Annotated in this window: 17 protein-coding genes, 1 tRNA gene and 1 pseudogene; 6 read left to right on the top strand and 13 right to left on the bottom strand. The window is 38.1% G+C overall.

The genetic code is table 11. The features are described 5' to 3' along the window. Nucleotides 1–8: 8 nt before the first annotated feature. The 6 genes from A8M50_RS01800 to A8M50_RS01775 all read right to left on the bottom strand — a co-directional run bounded on the left by A8M50_RS01800 (nucleotide 9) and on the right by A8M50_RS01775 (nucleotide 6,616). Nucleotides 9–872: a septal ring lytic transglycosylase RlpA family protein gene (locus A8M50_RS01800; RefSeq protein WP_005646297.1), complete on the bottom strand. Its 864-nt coding sequence runs from the start codon at nucleotides 870–872 to the stop codon at nucleotides 9–11. Between the two features lie 52 nt (nucleotides 873–924). After that, nucleotides 925–2,040 (bottom strand): rod shape-determining protein RodA, encoded by a 1,116-nt coding sequence (gene rodA, locus A8M50_RS01795; RefSeq protein WP_005646335.1) that lies wholly within the window; start codon nucleotides 2,038–2,040, stop codon nucleotides 925–927. Beyond that, nucleotides 2,030–3,985 (bottom strand): penicillin-binding protein 2, encoded by a 1,956-nt coding sequence (gene mrdA / locus A8M50_RS01790; protein WP_005646390.1) that lies wholly within the window; start codon nucleotides 3,983–3,985, stop codon nucleotides 2,030–2,032. The genes rodA and mrdA overlap by 11 nt, the downstream gene beginning before the upstream one ends. Before the next feature lie 20 nt (nucleotides 3,986–4,005). Beyond that, nucleotides 4,006–4,473 (bottom strand): 23S rRNA (pseudouridine(1915)-N(3))-methyltransferase RlmH, encoded by a 468-nt coding sequence (gene rlmH / locus A8M50_RS01785; protein ID WP_005646326.1) that lies wholly within the window; start codon nucleotides 4,471–4,473, stop codon nucleotides 4,006–4,008. Between the two features lie 53 nt (nucleotides 4,474–4,526). Then, nucleotides 4,527–4,835, bottom strand: coding sequence for a ribosome silencing factor (gene rsfS / locus A8M50_RS01780; RefSeq protein ID WP_005628770.1), 309 nt, complete (start codon nucleotides 4,833–4,835; stop codon nucleotides 4,527–4,529). Nucleotides 4,836–4,960: 125 nt separating this feature from the next. Further along, entirely contained in the window at nucleotides 4,961–6,616 is a 1,656-nt protein-coding gene (locus A8M50_RS01775) for a putative transporter (RefSeq protein ID WP_005646433.1), read from the bottom strand. A 205-nt stretch (nucleotides 6,617–6,821) separates the two neighbouring features. Between A8M50_RS01775 and A8M50_RS01770 the strand changes: the two genes are divergently transcribed. The 4 genes from A8M50_RS01770 (at nucleotide 6,822) to mreD (ending at nucleotide 11,414) form a co-directional block, all read left to right on the top strand. Beyond that, the gene (locus A8M50_RS01770; RefSeq protein ID WP_005646448.1) at nucleotides 6,822–8,600 is read left to right on the top strand and encodes an ABC transporter ATP-binding protein/permease; all 1,779 of its coding nucleotides are present in this window, start codon (nucleotides 6,822–6,824) and stop codon (nucleotides 8,598–8,600) included. 134 nt (nucleotides 8,601–8,734) lie between these two features. Beyond that, entirely contained in the window at nucleotides 8,735–9,790 is a 1,056-nt protein-coding gene (locus A8M50_RS01765; RefSeq protein WP_005635474.1) for a rod shape-determining protein, read from the top strand. A gap of 80 nt (nucleotides 9,791–9,870) precedes the next feature. Further along, nucleotides 9,871–10,926: a rod shape-determining protein MreC gene (mreC, locus tag A8M50_RS01760; RefSeq protein WP_005646265.1), complete on the top strand. Its 1,056-nt coding sequence runs from the start codon at nucleotides 9,871–9,873 to the stop codon at nucleotides 10,924–10,926. Continuing rightward, nucleotides 10,926–11,414, top strand: coding sequence for a rod shape-determining protein MreD (mreD, locus tag A8M50_RS01755; RefSeq protein WP_005629096.1), 489 nt, complete (start codon nucleotides 10,926–10,928; stop codon nucleotides 11,412–11,414). The genes mreC and mreD overlap by 1 nt, the downstream gene beginning before the upstream one ends. A gap of 52 nt (nucleotides 11,415–11,466) precedes the next feature. On the opposite strand, the gene A8M50_RS01750 is transcribed toward mreD, so the two are convergent. From A8M50_RS01750 to A8M50_RS01730, 5 genes are read right to left on the bottom strand one after another with little or no spacing between them, the layout of a single operon-like run. Continuing rightward, nucleotides 11,467–12,243 (bottom strand): TIGR01619 family protein, encoded by a 777-nt coding sequence (locus tag A8M50_RS01750; RefSeq protein WP_005646362.1) that lies wholly within the window; start codon nucleotides 12,241–12,243, stop codon nucleotides 11,467–11,469. Between the two features lie 9 nt (nucleotides 12,244–12,252). Further along, nucleotides 12,253–13,056 carry an exodeoxyribonuclease III gene (gene xthA, locus A8M50_RS01745; protein WP_005628039.1) on the bottom strand — a complete coding sequence of 268 codons (804 nt, stop codon included), beginning with the start codon at nucleotides 13,054–13,056 and terminating at the stop codon, nucleotides 12,253–12,255. Between the two features lie 47 nt (nucleotides 13,057–13,103). Then, complete coding sequence (locus A8M50_RS01740) at nucleotides 13,104–13,778, bottom strand: TIGR01621 family pseudouridine synthase (protein WP_005646360.1); 675 nt, start codon at nucleotides 13,776–13,778, stop codon at nucleotides 13,104–13,106. After that, entirely contained in the window at nucleotides 13,778–14,842 is a 1,065-nt protein-coding gene (locus A8M50_RS01735; RefSeq protein WP_005646267.1) for a YcjF family protein, read from the bottom strand. Before A8M50_RS01735 ends, A8M50_RS01740 begins: the two co-directional genes overlap by 1 nt. 59 nt (nucleotides 14,843–14,901) lie before the next feature. Further along, nucleotides 14,902–15,564 carry a Bax inhibitor-1 family protein gene (locus tag A8M50_RS01730; RefSeq protein WP_005646338.1) on the bottom strand — a complete coding sequence of 221 codons (663 nt, stop codon included), beginning with the start codon at nucleotides 15,562–15,564 and terminating at the stop codon, nucleotides 14,902–14,904. 180 nt (nucleotides 15,565–15,744) lie between these two features. Here A8M50_RS01730 and A8M50_RS01725 point away from each other — a divergent pair. Further along, nucleotides 15,745–15,834: transfer RNA gene (locus A8M50_RS01725), tRNA-Ser, on the top strand. A 57-nt stretch (nucleotides 15,835–15,891) separates the two neighbouring features. Here A8M50_RS01725 and A8M50_RS01720 read toward each other — a convergent pair. Beyond that, a complete protein-coding gene (locus A8M50_RS01720) occupies nucleotides 15,892–16,446 on the bottom strand; it encodes a YtfJ family protein (RefSeq protein WP_005646095.1) in 555 nt (184 codons plus the stop codon). 103 nt (nucleotides 16,447–16,549) lie between these two features. On the opposite strand from A8M50_RS01720, the gene A8M50_RS01715 reads away from it, so the two are divergent. Then, nucleotides 16,550–16,876 carry a zinc ribbon domain-containing protein YjdM gene (locus tag A8M50_RS01715; RefSeq protein WP_005628024.1) on the top strand — a complete coding sequence of 109 codons (327 nt, stop codon included), beginning with the start codon at nucleotides 16,550–16,552 and terminating at the stop codon, nucleotides 16,874–16,876. Nucleotides 16,877–16,923: 47 nt separating this feature from the next. Here A8M50_RS01715 and A8M50_RS01710 read toward each other — a convergent pair. Next, nucleotides 16,924–17,211, bottom strand: a pseudogene (locus A8M50_RS01710) (IS3 family transposase); the annotation flags it as partial. Nucleotides 17,212–17,366 lie beyond the last annotated feature (155 nt).

Raw genomic sequence — 17,366 nt, 5'->3', positions numbered from 1 at the left:
TCCTACAATTAATTTTTATATGTGTAAACAATTAGTGGCTTGTTTACTGCCATTTTTTGTAATTGATTTCTTACTTGAACCATCTTCTCTTTTGTATCAAAAGGTCCAATATGAATTTCGTATTTTTCGCCTGTTCGATTAACTTCAGCGGTAACGTTATCTAAAGCCAACTGAGTAATAAATTTATCTGCTTGACTACGTGAAGCCAGTTCAAGCATTTTCAATCTATAACTATCCCTCCCTTTTTGGCTATTTACCACGTTTGTATTTTTTATTGTCGAAGCATCTTTTTTTACCACCAAACGATCCATCGCTTCTTGTGTTTTAGCATGCTTTTCTAACGTTTTCGTCGCTGCGCCAGATAGTTGTCCATTTTTTGCAACATGTAAGGCTTCAATTCTAACTTGCCCCATACCGCGAGAAATCAATCCTATTTCTTTCGCCGCCGCATGAGAAAGATCAATTAAACGTTTATCACTAAAAGGCCCACGATCATTAATACGTACGATAACTTTACGATTGTTATGCAAATTGGTTACCAAAGCATAAGAATTTATTGGCAATGTTTTATGTGCCGCAGTAAATTGCGTTGAATTATAAACATCACCACTTGCAGTTCTACGCCCATTAAATTTGAGATGATAGTAACTAGCCATCCCTTCTTTCGTATAGGATTTAGCATCATCTTCAGTTTTGGTCGTGTAAGTTTGCCCTTTCACGGAATAAGTACTAGGAGCAGGTACTTTAGTTATAATCGAAAGTTTATCCCCTTGGATACCATACATTTTGTGAGTGTCCGCATGTGCTGAAGAACTAGTAATTATAGCAAACAAAGCAAGTGCGGTCAGATTTAATAATGTTTTTAATTTCATAAGCGTTGACTATTTTCATTTATTTACTCTTTTAAGAAAAGCAAAAATGAAATTAGTTCCCTTTCATAAATTTTACTTGATGTGTATGAACTGACATCACCAAGCCAAAAGCAGCCATAATAGCAACATAAGACGTACCACCATAGCTGAATAAAGGTAATGGCACCCCCACTACAGGCAAAATACCACTTACCATGCCTATGTTAACAAACACATAAACAAAGAAAATTAACGTCGTTGCACCAGCAAGAATTCGCCCAAAAGAAGTTTGAGCGTTCACGGCAATTATCAAACCACGTACAATAATGAACAGATAAATGGAGATCAAAATAAGAAAACCAACCATTCCATGTTCTTCACTCATTACAGCAAAAATAAAATCTGTATGAGGCTCAGGTAAGAATTCAAGCTGGGATTGCGTACCCTGCATCCAGCCTTTTCCCCAAAGGCCACCAGAGCCAATCGCAATCTTTGATTGTAAAATATGATAGCCAGCACCGAGAGGATCTTTTTCTGGGTCCAATAATGTGAGAACGCGAGTGCGTTGATAATCGTGCATTAGATATAACCACATGATCGGAATAAATCCAGCTAAGCTAATCACTGCAGCTAAAATCAACCACCAACTCATTCCAGCTAAAAATACTACAAATAAACCTGACGCACTTACCAAAATTGATGTGCCTAAATCTGGTTGTATAGCCACAAGTAAAGTCGGAATCATAATCATTGCAATCGCAATAAATGTTTCACTTAATTTAGGTGGAAGTGGACGATTACCTAAGTACACTGCGACCATCAATGGCACCGCAAGCTTTACAATTTCAGATGGTTGAAAACGAATAAATCCAAGATCAAGCCAACGCTGTGCACCTTTACTCGTTGTTCCAATAGCATCCACTAAAATCAACATGATAAAGCCTATTAGATAGAGATAAGGCGCAATGCGTTGATAAAATTTAGGTGGAAATTGTGCCATGACGAGCATAACAGTAAATCCAAGAAAAACCTGAATAATCCGGTTGTTAAACATGGTTTCACTCGCACCAGTGGCACTATAAAGCACAAGCATGCCATAGGCTGTTATTGCAACTAAGCCAATAAAAAGCCAAAAATCAATATGCAAACGTTGCCATGCGCGCAACCAGAAAGGGATTTTATCTTCCATTTATTTGCTCGCTCTCTTGTGGTAAATCTTCTTTTTGCTGAATAGATGCATTATATTTTTCAACTTGAGGTAAACGCTGATTTAAATAGTAATCCATCACTTTACGCGCTAATGGTGCGGCATTACTTGATCCACCACCCGCATTCTCCAAAATAACTGTCACAACCAATCTAGGATTTTCATAAGGCGCATATGCGGTAAACCATGCGTGATCATGTAGTTCTTTTTTCAATCCCGCCGCATTGTATTTTTCATTTTCTTTTAAACTAAATACTTGAGCAGTACCAGATTTTCCTGCCACACGATAATTTGCTCCAGCAAAAGCCTTTCTCCCCGTCCCTAAAGCTGAATTGACAACATTATACATTCCACGTTTTGCGGCATCCCAATAGCTTTGTTTAGCCTCTGTAATATCAGGATAAAGCAAAGGATCTTCATAAGGTTTTAGAGTAGATACTTCAATTGCTTTCATTAAATGTGGGGTATTCACCTTTCCATTGTTCACCAATACAGCCGTTGCTTTTGCCACTTGTAACGGAGTTGCAGTCCAATACCCTTGGCCAATTCCCACAGAAATAGTATCACCTTGTACCCAAGGGCGTTTATAGCGTTTTTGTTTCCATTCTCGGGTTGGCATATTGGCAGCTGTTTCTTCTTGAATTTCAATCCCAGTTGGCATACCAAAGCCAAATCGTTTCATCCAATCAGAAAGACGATCAATGCCCATACTATGAGCCACTTGGTAAAAATAAGTATCGGATGATTCTGTAATTGCTTTATTTAAATCTGTATAACCATGACCGCTCTTTTTCCAATCTCGGAATCGCTTAGTCGTATTTGGCAATACCCAATAGCCAGGGTCAAAAATCGTCGTATTTTGGCTAATCACATTTTCAGTTTGTGCAGCCACTGCAATAAAAGGTTTCACCGTAGAAGCAGGAGGATACACACCTTGAGTCGCTCGACTATAAAGCGGGCGAGCAGGATCATTTAATAGGCGCTTATAATCTTCTGAGGAAATACCATCAACAAACAAATTATTGTCATAACTTGGCGTGGACACCATAGCCAGCACACCACTATCTTTAGGATCCAATACAACAATCGCGCCTTTTTGCCCTGCCAAAAGATCTGTTATGTAACGCTGCAATTCTAAATCGATAGTAAGATAAATACTTTTTCCTGCTACTGAAGGTTGTTCACGTAACTTACGAATAACTTTACCGCGATTGTTGATTTCTACTTCTTCAAAACCTGTGGTGCCATGTAACTCATCTTCGTAATAGCGTTCTATCCCCAATTTGCCCATATCATTGCTACCAGAATAATTGGCAAATTTTTCATCTTTTTTCAAACGTTCAACGTCTTTATCGTTGATTTTTCCCACATAACCTAAAATATGCGTCATAATCTCGCCATATAAGTAATAGCGTTTGAAATAAGGACGTACATCTAAACTCGGGTATTGATAGCCACTCACTGCAAAACGTGCGATTTGTTCTTCTGTTAAATTCGGTTTCAATAAAATAGGCGTGTAACGCGTTCCGCGGCGACGTTCCTTTTTAAAATTTTCAATATCATTATCCGTCAATCCCACAATGTAGCGTAATTCATCTAAAGTGCGGTCTAAATTTTCAGTTTTTTCTGGAACAATGTATAAACCAAAAAAAGTAAGATTTTCGGCTAATAATTTCCCGTAACGATCATAGATTAAGCCACGTGTTGGAGGTAAAGGTAATAATTTAATTCGGTTACCATTGGAACGCGTTTGGTAAGTATCGAAATTAACAATCTGTAGCTGATAAATATTGGTGAATAACACGCCTGTTAATAGCAAAATCCCAAAAAAAGCCACTAAAGTTCGGCGTGCAAAAAGGTTACGCTCCGCTTTTTTATCGCGGAACGGCTCATGAGTTGGCGTATTGAAGAATCTTTTTAAATTCATCTGACTAAAATGAGGATTTACTATTCTCGGTGATAAGGATGATTAGTCGTGAGCGACCACGCACGATATAAACTTTCAGCCACCACAACACGAACAAGCGGGTGAGGTAATGTCAATGGTGAAAGCGACCAGCTTTGCTCTGCAGCTGCTTTACATTCAGGCGAAAGTCCCTCTGGCCCACCGATCAACAAACATACATCACGGCCATCGTTTTTCCAGGCTTCTAATTGCTCGGCTAACTGCGGTGTGGTCCAAGGTTTACCTGGAATATCTAACATCACGACTTTGCCTTTTCCACAGGCGGCTAACATTGCCTTACCTTCTTGCTCTAAAATACGTTTAATATCAGCATTTTTTCCACGCTTGCCTGCTGGGATTTCAATCAGTTCAAAAGGCATATCTTTTGGGAAACGGCGTTGATATTCCTCAAAACCCGTTGTAACCCAAGAAGGCATTTTTGTTCCGACAGCAATTAACGTGATTTTCACAAGTCATCCTTATCTAAAAAGTGCGGTTATTTTTCACCGCACTTTACTAAAATTTACGCCCAAAGTTTCTCTAATTGATACATTTCACGCGCGTCACGTTGCATGATATGTACGATTGCTTGACCAAGATCCACCACAATCCAATCTGCAGTATTTTTACCTTCTTCACCAAAAGTTTCAAAACCTGCTTTTTTACATTCTGTAATTAAATTATCTGCCATTGCAGAAACTTGGCGGCTCGATGTACCCGTGCAAATAATCATATTATCCGTAATCGAGGATTTTCCACGTACATCAAAATGTACAATATCTGTTCCCTTTAAGCCATCTAAGGTTTTCATCAAAAATTCAACTAGTGCCATTTTGTTCTCGCTTCGCAATAAAAGTGCGAGATTCTATCATTGAATACCCTCTCGCGCAAAATCCACGCAAAAAATAAGCGCGAAATTAACCGCGCTTTTGTTTGTATAAATTGAACTTATTTTGACTATGCTGCCCACAATAGCACTGCTAATAACTGCGGCGACATTATCCGCAAGAACATCACCAATGGATACACAGTGGCATAAGAAAGTGCTGCTGCACCGTTATCTTCTTTAATTTCATTAGCAAATGCTAAAGCAGGAGGATCTGTCATGGAACCTGCAAGTAAACCACAGATTGTAAGGTAATTCAGTTTGCCATATAGACGAGCCAAAATACCAGTAATCATTAATGGAATAAAGGTGATAAAAATACCGTATCCCATCCATTCAAGACCTGAGCCATTCAACAAGGTATCAAAGAAACTTCCGCCTGATTTTAAACCTACCACAGCCAAGAAAAGAACAATCCCTATTTCGCGCAATGCCAAGTTAGCACTAGGTGGCATAAACCAGTAAAGTTTACCAATCGTGCCAATTCTCGCTAAAATCAACGCAACGACTAATGGCCCACCAGCAAGCCCTAATTTTAACGCAACGGGGAAACCTGGAATATAGAATGGGATCGAGCCGACAAGCACACCTAAACCAATACCGATGAACACAGGTAACATTTGCACTTGAAGCAATTTTTGTTGTGCATTGCCAATTACGGAAATAGCTTTATTTAGCACATCGGTATGCCCCACCATATGAAGTACGTCACCAAATTGCAAAGTTGTATTCGCTGTTGGCACTAATTCAATACCCGCTCGATTCAAGCGAGAAATCACCACACCATATTTTTGATGAATACCCAACGTGCGGATCTTTTTACCTAAGACTTTTTCATTAGTAACCACTACACGTTCGGCACGAATCTCTCCACTATAAGAAGATGTTGGCGCATCTACCTCATGACCAATAATCAAGCGCATTTTGGATAGAGCGGCATCATCGCCGACTAATTGCAAAATATCATTGGTACGAATTTCTGTGCTAGCCTTTGGAACAATTTCCATGTCCTCACGTTTTAGGCGAGAGCAAACCACTTCCTCATCACTAAATCCAGGCACTTCAATCAGCGTTAAACCATCTAAATTTTGGTTAGTCACTTTCACTGAAATGTTATGCAAACTTTCTTTTTCTTGACCGCTCTCTGCATTAAAACGAGCGGCTTCATCGTCCACTTTGACTTTAAAAAATAGGCGGATTAACCACATTGCAAGCAAAATACCACAAATCCCGAATGGGTAAGCCATCGCATAAGACATCCCCATTGTCACTGTAGTTTGTTGCACGCCAAGTTCAGTCAAAATTTGCTGACCAGCACCAAGGGCTGGCGTGTTAGTTACCGCCCCCGCATAAATACCAAGTGCAATATCTAACGGAACATCCGCAACCTTATGCACGATCACCGCAGCAACAGAACCCAGAACAACGATTAAAATGGCAAAAGCATTGAGTTTTAAACCTGATTTTCTTAAAGATGCAAAAAAGCCAGGCCCAACCTGAATCCCAATCGTATAAACGAACAGAATCAAGCCAAATTCCTGCACAAAATGCAACGTACGCGCATCTAGTTGCAAACCATATTGATTGGTGAAATGAGCCACAATGATGCCGCCAAACAGCACACCACCGATACCAAGCCCAACCCCACGAATCTTCCAATGCCCGATCCATAAACCGATTACGGCAACAAGGGCAAGAAGACTAATCGTGATTGCAATATCACTCATATTGACCCCTTAAAAATGAAATTTAACTCCTTCGGATTATATCCAAGTTGTTTTTTGAAAACCTTAACCAAACTCAAAAAATGATACGTTCGTCACATTTTTTCTTGCGAAATTGAGCATAGACTCTACAATACCAAAAATTTTTGACCCTTTTATAAAAAGTGCGGTTATTTTTCACCGCACTTTTATCTCGGATGGAATATTTATGGATTACGGCCAAGAAGCCATTACTTCTCTTATTTGGATTTTACAAACGCTAGCCATCACCTCTGTCGTCTTTAGTTTTGGCATTTTTCTTTTGGTGCGTTTTACCCAATGGGGAAAACAATTTTGGATGTTTGCAGGTGGCTATCTTTCACCTAAACGCAGCATAAAACCTATCCTATTCTTTCTGCTTATTGTTGCGATGACATTACTCAGCGTACGTATCAGCCTTGTACATTCTGAGTGGTACAAAAATATGTACACATCATTGCAAGAATTTAATGAACATGTATTTTGGCAACAAATGGGCTTGTTCTGTGTCATTGCCGCAAGTTCTGTTTCAGTAGCATTAGTAAGCTATTATTTAGAGCAACGTTTCGTCATCAACTGGATTGAGTGGCTTAATGAGCAGCTTGTTGATAAATGGATGGCACATAGAGCCTATTATAAAACACAGTATTTATCAGAAAACCTAGATAACCCCGATCAACGTATTCAACAAGATGTCCAATCTTATGTAAAAACCACGCTTTCTTTAAGCACCGGAGTCATTGATGCTGTCACCTCTATGATCTCTTACACGATTTTGTTATGGGGATTAGCCGGTCCAATGATAGTAGTTGGCGTGGAAATTCCACATATGATGGTGTTCTTAGTGTTTGGCTATGTCATTTTCACTACCCTCATTGCATTTTGGCTCGGTCGTCCATTAATATCGTTAAATTTTATTAATGAACACTTAAACGCAAACTACCGTTATTCTTTAATTCGCATAAAAGAATATGCCGAAAGCATTGCTTTTTATGCAGGTGAAAAAGTAGAAAAAAATCAGCTTTACCAACAATTCAATGCTGTCATCCATAACATGTGGGTCATAGTATTTAGAACGCTAAAATTTTCAGGATTTAACTTAGTTGTAAGTCAAGTTTCTGTTGTTTTTCCATTGTTAATTCAAGTTGGACGTTACTTTGAAAAACAAATAAAACTCGGTGATTTAATGCAAACTTTACAAGTATTTGGAAAATTGCACAGCAATCTTTCATTTTTCCGTAATACTTATGATAGTTTTGCAGGGTATAAAGCGACGCTCGATCGTTTAACCGGTTTCAGCTACGCCATTGAAATGGTGAATCATGAATCGCAAATACAAATCCACAATCACCCTACAGATGTTATTTTCAACAACTTAAGTGTTAAAAATCCATTAGGTTACACTCTGGTAGAAGATCTCAACATTACGCTACCGCAAGGAAGTAGTTTACTCATTCAAGGAAAATCTGGTGCAGGGAAAACGACACTTTTACGAACAATCGCTGGGCTCTGGAGCTACGCAGAAGGTGAAGTGAGTTGCCCAATAAACAGTCAACTTTTCTTATCGCAAAAACCCTATGTGCCACAAGGAAATTTGATTTCAGCATTAACTTATCCCAATAAGCCTGACAATATTTCACATACGCAAGCAGTAGAAATACTAAATAAAGTGCAACTGGGACACTTGGCTGAACAATTAGAAAAAGCACAAGACTGGACGCGTATTCTTTCGCTTGGTGAGCAACAGCGTTTAGCGTTTGCTCGTTTGATTCTACACAAACCTGCCGTAGCCTTCTTAGATGAAGCCACAGCAAGCATGGATGAAGGTTTAGAATTTGCGATGTATCAACTATTAAAACAAGAGCTACCAAAAACCACGCTAATCAGTGTTGGCCACCGTTCAACGCTGAAAGCTTTACATCAGCAACAACTGACTCTACAAGATAAAGGCCAGTGGCAACTAACGTAAAAAACACGAAAAACAACTGTAATTTCAACACATTTTTTGGTACATTTAGCACAATTTTTTTGCGTGCTTGGCGATGAGATAATTTCACTTTTTCAGCCAAGCAAAATTAACTCTGATTTTAGAATAGGATAATTATGTTATTTAAAAAAATTCGTGGACTTTTTTCAAACGATCTTTCTATCGACTTAGGTACTGCAAACACGTTAATTTATGTGAAAGGTCAAGGTATTGTCTTAGATGAGCCTTCGGTTGTTGCAATTCGACAAGATCGCGTTGGTTCACTAAAAAGCATCGCAGCTGTAGGTAAAGAAGCGAAATTAATGCTTGGACGCACACCAAAAAGCATTGCTGCCATTCGCCCAATGAAAGATGGCGTAATCGCAGATTTCTTTGTTACAGAAAAAATGTTGCAATACTTTATCAAACAAGTTCACAGTGGTAATTTTATGCGCCCAAGCCCTCGTGTACTGGTATGTGTGCCTGCTGGTGCAACACAAGTAGAACGTCGTGCAATTAAAGAATCCGCAATCGGTGCTGGTGCGCGTGAAGTATATTTAATTGAAGAGCCAATGGCAGCCGCAATCGGCGCTAAATTACCTGTTTCGACTGCAGTTGGTTCTATGGTAATTGATATCGGTGGTGGTACAACTGAAGTCGCTGTTATTTCCTTAAACGGTATCGTATATTCTTCTTCAGTTCGTATCGGTGGTGACCGTTTTGATGAAGCAATTATTTCTTATGTTCGCCGCACTTTTGGTTCTGTTATCGGCGAACCAACAGCAGAACGAATCAAACAAGAAATCGGCACAGCCTATATTCAAGAAGGTGATGAAATTAAAGAAATGGAAGTACATGGTCACAATCTTGCTGAAGGCGCACCTCGTTCATTCACCTTAACCTCACGCGATGTTTTAGAAGCTATTCAACAGCCATTAAATGGTATCGTAACCGCTGTTCGTACTGCTCTTGAGGAATGTCAACCAGAGCACGCAGCTGATATTTTTGAACGAGGTATGGTGTTAACTGGTGGTGGTGCACTATTGCGTAATATTGATACGCTTCTCTCTAAAGAGTCTGGCGTTCCAGTCATTATCGCAGAAGATCCATTAACCTGTGTTGCTCGCGGTGGCGGTGAGGCACTAGAAATGATCGATATGCACGGTGGCGACATTTTTAGTGACGAAATTTAATTTAGACCAAAAATAAAAAGTGCGGTTAAAAATGACCGCACTTTTCCTTTTAATCTTTTTATCTCAACGTAGGACGCTTAATGAAGCCTATTTTCGGTAAAGCCCCCCCGCTTGGCATTCGATTATTATTAGCTGTAGCCGCTTCCCTTTCTTTCATCTTAGCTGATGGTCAAACTAATTCAATGACTAAAGCTCGCAGTGCTATGGAAACTGCAGTGGGTGGGCTCTATTATCTTGCCAATAGCCCTCGTACCGTATTAGATGGGGTATCAGATAATTTAGTGGATACCAGTAAATTACAAATCGAAAATAAAGTATTACGCGAACAATTACGTGAAAAAAATGCAGATTTACTCTTACTAGATCAACTCAAAGTCGAGAATCAACGTTTACGTTTATTGTTAAACTCCCCTTTACGCACCGATGAATACAAAAAGATTGCGGAAATTTTAACTGCAGAAACTGATATTTATCGTCAACAAATTGTTATTAACCAAGGCGAAAAAGACGGTGCTTATGTAGGTCAGCCTGTAATTGATGAAAAAGGCGTCATTGGTCAAATTATTTCTGTGGGTGAAAATACAAGCAGAGTGTTGCTTTTAACTGATGTCACTCATTCTATTCCAGTACAAGTTCTACGTAACGATGTTCGCGTCATTGCAAGTGGAACTGGACATACTGATGAGCTAACTCTTGATAATGTACCTCGTTCTGTGGATATCGAAAAAGGCGACTTGCTTGTAACGTCAGGTCTTGGTGGCCGCTTCCTTGAAGGCTATCCAGTAGCGGTTGTACAAAGCGTTTCACGCGATGGTTCCAATTACTTTGCAACTGTCAAAGCCAAACCTCTCGCAGCCCTTGAACGCTTACGCTATGTATTACTACTTTGGCCAAGCAATTTAGATATGTCTAAAGTAAAATCTATGTCTCCAGAAGAAGTGCGTAATTTAGTGCAAAAACGTTTAGAAAGCCAAGCGAATGAAGCTGATTACAAAGTAAAAAAAGCCCCGTTAACAGACGATAATCTTCAAGAAAATAAGGATCAATCAACGGTTGAACCTGAAATTCCAACCGACGCACCGCAAAATGAAGAAGCTGTACCGTCAGAACAACAAGAACATAGGGAAGAAGATTAATGCAAACTCGCTTTATTTTACAATGGCTCACAATTTTAAGCTTCTTTGTCGTGGCATTAGTGCTAGAACTCGCCCCCTGGCCACTTGGTTTTCAGGCATTTAAGCCTGCTTGGTTAGTTCTCGTTTTACTTTACTGGGTTCTGGCTATTCCAAATAAAGTCAGTATTGGATGGGCATTTTTATTAGGTCTGGTATGGGATTTAATCCTAGGTTCCACATTAGGTATTCATGCCCTAGTCCTTTCTGTGACAATTTATTTTGTGGCAAAAAACTATCTCGTACTCAGAAATTTATCGCTTTGGTTTCAAAGTCTTTTAGTGATTGCGTTTGTATTTATTGTCAGATTAGCTATTTTCTTAGTCGAATTCTCCCTGCATACCGCATTTTTTAACTGGCAAGAAATCTTTGGGGCTTTAGCGTCGGGAATACTATGGCCATGGGTATTTTTATTAATGCGTAAAATGCGCAGAAAAGTTAAATTACATTAAAAAAGAGAGATAAATATCTCTCTTTTTTATGACTTACGAGTATCTAAAAGAACTAATTCAGCTGCTTATTCGCATCCATCAAAGAATCACATTCCCAGCCGATATACTCTCCCGCAAATTGTCCAGCCAGTTTTTCAAACCGTTCTACTTGTTCAAAAATCTCACCATTATCTAATGAAATTTCTTGCTCTAATTTCACCAAGAAATAAGGTTCATCATCTTCATTAAACTGAATAGCTTGTGCGGAATATTGTAATGTCGTGAAAGAATAATCCCCTAAACTAAGTTCATCCATAAAAGGGAACATTTTTTCTTCTTCATCAAAATGAAAACTATGCTCCACCAGATACGTATCACTTAAATCACGATCTTTATTTTTCAGCAAATCAAGTAACTCTTCCGTTGCATTTAATTTAATCTCTAATGGAGAAGCAAGCAAAAAGTCAAAATAAGTATCCCAACTTAAATCCTTTTGCACATTAATATCTTTAACAAAATCAATTTGTTGTAAAGTTTCTACAATAAGATTTTCATGCTCACAGTAAAAATGCATTTTCGCTTGGGAATTACAAATAAAATGTCCCGCAAAAAATACATTCGGAAGTGCGGTTAATTGCGCCAGAATTTTAAATATATGATTAATTAACTTATCGTATTCAACTTCTGAGGGCAAACCTGTTTCATCATCTGCTTTATAAGCGATAGTGAATTGCACTATTTTATCGAGATCTTTACCGTGATATTTTTCAACATCTTCAATATTTGCGGTAAAAACGGCGGGCATACCATTCACGGTAGAACGATAATTCTGCCAATTTGCCATATCCATTTCACTTTCCTATTTAAATTCAGCCCAAATCGGTGCGTGATCAGAAGGTTTTTCCATTGCTCGAATATCTAGTGCAATACCCACATCGACACAGCGTTCAGCTAATTTTTGACTTACTAAAATATGATCAATTCGTAAACCTCGATTATCATCAAAACCTTTAGAACGGTAATCAAACCACGAGAATTTATCATTTGCTGTCGGGTTCAGCTTACGGAAACTATCTTCTAATCCGTAATCGTACAAACGTTGATACCACGCTCGTTCTTCAGGTAAAAAAGAACATTTACCTGTGCGTAACCAACGTTTACGATTTTCATCTCCGATACCAATATCTAAATCACTTGGACTAATATTCATATCACCCATAATTAAAATCGGATTCGATTTATCGTGTTCTTTTTCTAAATACTGTTGGAGATCCGCATAAAACTTCTCTTTAGCTGGAAATTTAGTCTCGTGCGCACGACTTTCCCCTTGAGGAAAATAGCCATTAATGACAGTCAACAAACCAAAATCAGTTTCAAGATCAGCCATAATAATGCGTTTCTGCGCATCTTCATTGTCTGTTGGAAAACCACGACGAACCGCTTTAGGTTCTTGTTTAGTCAATAATGCTACGCCATAGTGGCCTTTCTGTCCGTGATGAAATACGTGATAACCTAAGTTTTCTGTAATTTCATAAGGAAAAGCCTCATCAGCGACTTTAATTTCTTGCAAGCCGATTACATCTGGCTGATATCTTTCAATAATGGCTTCAAGTTGATGTGGACGAGCACGTAAACCATTTATATTAAAAGAGATAAATTTCATTTTTGTTCCTATTAAAGAGTAAAATTGGCTTTATTATACAGAGATTTCTATTTTGATAAAAACGGCTTTGCCAGATAAGCCTTAATTTGCTCAAACACACTGGATTTAATCCAAAATTGACCTTGAGAGGGTAAATAAGTTACCGAAATAAAATCATTCAAATAATCAAATTCCAATTGGGCAGCATGCAAATAAGTGCGGTCAATTTTTTCAGTATTTTTACCATAAAGTCCATCGCCTAAAATCGGACTACCTAAACTTTTCATCGCAACACGTAATTGATGCGTTTTCCCCGTTTGTGGTTTTAAAATAAATAAACGTAAATTAGGCTCACTGCTTACACTTTCGAAACGCGTAATTGCGGGATTGTCTTTTGTTTGGCAAAGTTTCCAAGCGCCATCTCGAGCTTTCTTCATATCCCCGATAATCAAACCTTGTTTCTTTTTAGGCTTTTGGTTACTTAATGCCAGATACGTTTTATGAATTTTATGTTCAGAAAAAAGTCGTGAAAATTCAGCCGCACTTTCAGCATTCAGTGCCAAAATTAATAGACCCGACGTCACTTTATCCAAGCGATGAACCAACCATACTTTAGGCACATTCAGTTGTTTTGCAACAAGTACTGTTAAGCCTTGTTCTTCTTGATCTTTATGAACACTAATTCCTTCAGGCTTGTTGATAATAATAAAATCGCTATGTTGATAAACAACCTCGATTTTCATCAGACTTGCTCCTTTTTGTAAATCTTATTTTTACCGAGAACAATATCTTTCACCGAGCTAAGTAATTCCTGTTGAATATGTGAGAGCTTTGGTTTTTCATTTAATTGAAATGCTAATGGGCGACAAAGCTCCATTGCTTTCACGCCTAATCTAGCAGTGAGCAATCCCACACCGATTCCTTGAGCTATACGCGCAGAAAGTTTTGCGGTCACATCTTGAGAAAGCCAATCCATTCCAATATCTTGTGCCACTTCGGTTGCCCCAGCAAAAGCGATATTGACCAATACCATTCTTAACAATCGAATACGTGAAAAATACCCTAATTCAATCCCATAAATGTCAGCAATCTTATTCATTAATCGAAGATTTCTCCACGCAATAAAAAACATATCCACTACAGCAAGTGGACTAATCGCGACAATCACAGCTGATTCAGCGGCCATTTTACTAATCAATTTTTTAGCTTGTGCATCAAAAGAAGACAAAACATTACGGCTGAATAAATGCGTAATTTCTTTCGCTGAATAAGCTTCATTTAATTGGTGTTGCCATTGAATTACCGCTGGAGAATCATTTTCCAAACGTAGAGATTTTGCAATATCTAAGCAAAGAACTTTACTTTTTTCTACGTTATGAACAGAAAAAACATCACCATTTTTTACCGCACTCTCTAACCAAATCTGCTGACTTTGTTGTTGCAATTGCTCACGTTTTTTTAAACGAACTAAACGTCGCCACTCACCAATAATCTCTTTAATCCCCAATAAAATGACAATTAAACTGACTAAAGCAAAAGCAAGATAAATCCATTGATGTTGTTGATAGCTATCCCAAATCCACTGTACGGATTGCGCAACTGTCGCTGCGCCAAATAAAAGTGCGGTAAATTTTAATACCGTTTTTCCAAAACCTGATTTTGGTTTCAATGCCTGTTCAAGTTGAGCATCAAGTAATTCCCCTTCCAATGTTTCATCCAGCTTTGTTTCTACATGATGAAACTCTTGCTTAGGCTGATATTGTTCTTCCTCAACGTTGACTGCATGTTCAAAAATTTGTTTTTCCATTGCCAATTCCAAAAAATAACCCCACTAAAAAGTGGGGTCACAACGTCAAAATTCAATCATTATTCATCGCTTGAGAAGATAGAAAGTAATCTTAATAAACTCAAGAATAAATTGTAGATTGAAACATAAATATTCACGGTTGCGCGAATGTAATTCGTTTCACCACCATGGATAATATTACTGGTTTCATACAAAATAGTCATTGTAGAAAACACAACAAATAATGCACTAATTGCGACTGATAACGCAGGAATTTGGAAGAAGAAACTTGCCATCATACCAAGTAATAGCACAATAAATAATGCAAACATTGCGCTTGATAAAAATGACATATCTTTTTTCGTAGTCAATACATAAGCAGAACACGCGAAAAATACGATAGCAGTTCCTGCGAATGCAAGCATAATCAAATCTTCCATTCCACGTGCCACATACATATTTAAAATTGGCCCGATGGTATATCCCATAAATCCGGTGAAAGCAAAGGCCGCCAAAATACCAGCAGGACGATCAGCTAATTTATTTGTTAAGAAAAGTAAGCCATAAAAACCCACTAATAACACAATAATATTTGGATATGGCAAGTTTAGGCTCATTGAAATAAACGCAACAACCGCTGAAAATGCCATGGTTAATCCCAATAAAAAATACGTGTTACGCAACACTTTATGTGTACTGAGTAGAGATTCCTGCTGAGCATCCACAATAAGACGTGATTGCATAAAAGCTCCTTGTAAAATAAGTAAAAATTCTTCTGTAAAGTAAGGGCTAAGGGTAAAAAAGTCAATGGTATTGATAGAATTAATTTCATCAAAATGAATAAATTATCATCACCTAAACTTAAATCATGAGATTTCTGTTTACATCAATAAAATATTCATTATACTACGCCCATCAATCACGGAGGAATGGTCGAGTGGTTGAAGGCACCGGTCTTGAAAACCGGCGAGGGTTTACGCCCTCCTAGGGTTCGAATCCCTATTCCTCCGCCATCAGAATTAAAAAAATCCCTAAGTCGAAAGGCTTAGGGATTTTTACTTTGTATTACGTTATTTGGTCAATCCATTCACCAGTGAAATAACAGCCTGAATATCGCTATCAGACAATTTTCCTTCTTTCACAAATTTTACTTTTCCCGTTTTGTCTAACACGATAATTGCACTATCTTTAGGATTTAATCCCCAAGCATTTTTCACCGCACTTTTATCATCTAATACAACCTGGCTATGTGGATTTTCCTGTTTTCCTTTTTGTGCACTATTTTTTACAAACATACCTGTACCAACAACCGCATCATCTGCATTAATAATGGTCGTTGTTTGGTATTTTGCAGGATTAAAATGAGATGCTTTTATAGCATCAATCATTGGCTGATTTTTCTCTTTTGCTGCAGTTCTACCAGCCAAATGATGGACAACACGCACTTTACCCGCTAATCCCGCAGAACCCCAAGGTTGAAACGCGGTATCTTTTCCAGAAAGTACAATTTCACCATACTCACTCACTTTGACCGATGGTAAAGATTGCTCTAATTGCAAATTGTGTGCCCAAGTCGAACTACTAAACATCACGCCACAAACTAAGGCAAGAATTTGTTTTTTCATACATTTTCCTCAAAAATTTATTAAAAACTTTCACGCTTTGGCGAAAGACATCTTTTTTGCTATACTCGCGCGCCTATTATATGTAATCAAGAAGGAAAACCCAATGGATCAAATGCCTAATTGCCCAAAATGTCAAAGTGAATACGTTTACCACGATTCAATTAATTTTGTTTGCCCTGATTGTGGTAATGAATGGGATAATAATGAAATTCAAGAATCAGATGACGATCAACTGATCGTAAAAGACAGCAATGGGAATTTGCTTGCGGATGGTGATGATGTACTTTTGATTAAAGATTTAAAATTAAAAGGTTCATCAGAAGTATTGAAAAAAGGTACAAAATTCAAAAACATCCGCTTAGTAAATGGCGATCATAACGTCGATTGCGGCAAAATCATGTTGAAATCTGAGTTTTTGAAAAAAGCTTAATCGAAAAAAATGCGGTCTAAATGATCTGACCCCAAAAAGTTAGACTGTTATTTAAAGGATTGTTTTCGATATTGTATCGGACTCAGTCCTTTTAATTTTAGTTGAATCCGTCGGTGATTATAGTAATCCCAATAATCCCTGACAGCATCAATTATCTCCTCTCTACTGTTAAATTCCCTCTTGTAAAAACATTCCGTTTTTAATCGCCCAAAGAAACTTTCCATTGCGGCATTGTCCAAGCAATTCCCTTTTCTCGACATACTTTGAATGATACCATGTTCAGCCAAGATTCAACGATAAATCACCATTTAATACTGCCAGCCTTGGGCTGAATAAAATGACACCACAAGCTTTGTTTAATCCTTTGGCGTTTGGATAATTTCCGTTGTTTGATTTCATCCTAAAGTTGGAGTATTCGCCCCCCTTTAAATAAGCCACCTCCGCTTCCAGCTGTAAAATTATCAAACGTAAGCAGTCTTCTTCCGTTTTA

It is taken from the genome of Haemophilus haemolyticus (assembly GCF_001679045.1).
GTDB classification, from domain to species: domain Bacteria; phylum Pseudomonadota; class Gammaproteobacteria; order Enterobacterales; family Pasteurellaceae; genus Haemophilus; species Haemophilus haemolyticus.
Note: the sequence above shows the minus strand (reverse complement) of the source record. Positions and strands in the feature narration are given on the sequence as shown.

Bases quoted from the DNA above. Each gene is read 5' to 3' on its own strand.
- rsfS (WP_005628770.1), bottom strand. From the start codon at position 4,835: ATGGCACTAGTTGAATTTTTGATGAAAACCTTAGATGGCTTAAAGGGA.
- A8M50_RS01735 (WP_005646267.1), bottom strand. From the start codon at position 14,842: ATGGAAAAACAAATTTTTGAACATGCAGTCAACGTTGAGGAAGAACAA.
- A8M50_RS01740 (WP_005646360.1), bottom strand. From the start codon at position 13,778: ATGAAAATCGAGGTTGTTTATCAACATAGCGATTTTATTATTATCAAC.
- A8M50_RS01775 (WP_005646433.1), bottom strand. From the start codon at position 6,616: ATGAGTGATATTGCAATCACGATTAGTCTTCTTGCCCTTGTTGCCGTA.
- mreC (WP_005646265.1), top strand. From the start codon at position 9,871: ATGAAGCCTATTTTCGGTAAAGCCCCCCCGCTTGGCATTCGATTATTA.
- mreD (WP_005629096.1), top strand. From the start codon at position 10,926: ATGCAAACTCGCTTTATTTTACAATGGCTCACAATTTTAAGCTTCTTT.
- mrdA (WP_005646390.1), bottom strand. From the start codon at position 3,985: ATGAATTTAAAAAGATTCTTCAATACGCCAACTCATGAGCCGTTCCGC.
- A8M50_RS01765 (WP_005635474.1), top strand. From the start codon at position 8,735: ATGTTATTTAAAAAAATTCGTGGACTTTTTTCAAACGATCTTTCTATC.
- A8M50_RS01730 (WP_005646338.1), bottom strand. From the start codon at position 15,564: ATGCAATCACGTCTTATTGTGGATGCTCAGCAGGAATCTCTACTCAGT.
- A8M50_RS01715 (WP_005628024.1), top strand. From the start codon at position 16,550: ATGGATCAAATGCCTAATTGCCCAAAATGTCAAAGTGAATACGTTTAC.
- A8M50_RS01720 (WP_005646095.1), bottom strand. From the start codon at position 16,446: ATGAAAAAACAAATTCTTGCCTTAGTTTGTGGCGTGATGTTTAGTAGT.
- A8M50_RS01770 (WP_005646448.1), top strand. From the start codon at position 6,822: ATGGATTACGGCCAAGAAGCCATTACTTCTCTTATTTGGATTTTACAA.
- xthA (WP_005628039.1), bottom strand. From the start codon at position 13,056: ATGAAATTTATCTCTTTTAATATAAATGGTTTACGTGCTCGTCCACAT.
- A8M50_RS01750 (WP_005646362.1), bottom strand. From the start codon at position 12,243: ATGGATATGGCAAATTGGCAGAATTATCGTTCTACCGTGAATGGTATG.
- A8M50_RS01800 (WP_005646297.1), bottom strand. From the start codon at position 872: ATGAAATTAAAAACATTATTAAATCTGACCGCACTTGCTTTGTTTGCT.
- rodA (WP_005646335.1), bottom strand. From the start codon at position 2,040: ATGGAAGATAAAATCCCTTTCTGGTTGCGCGCATGGCAACGTTTGCAT.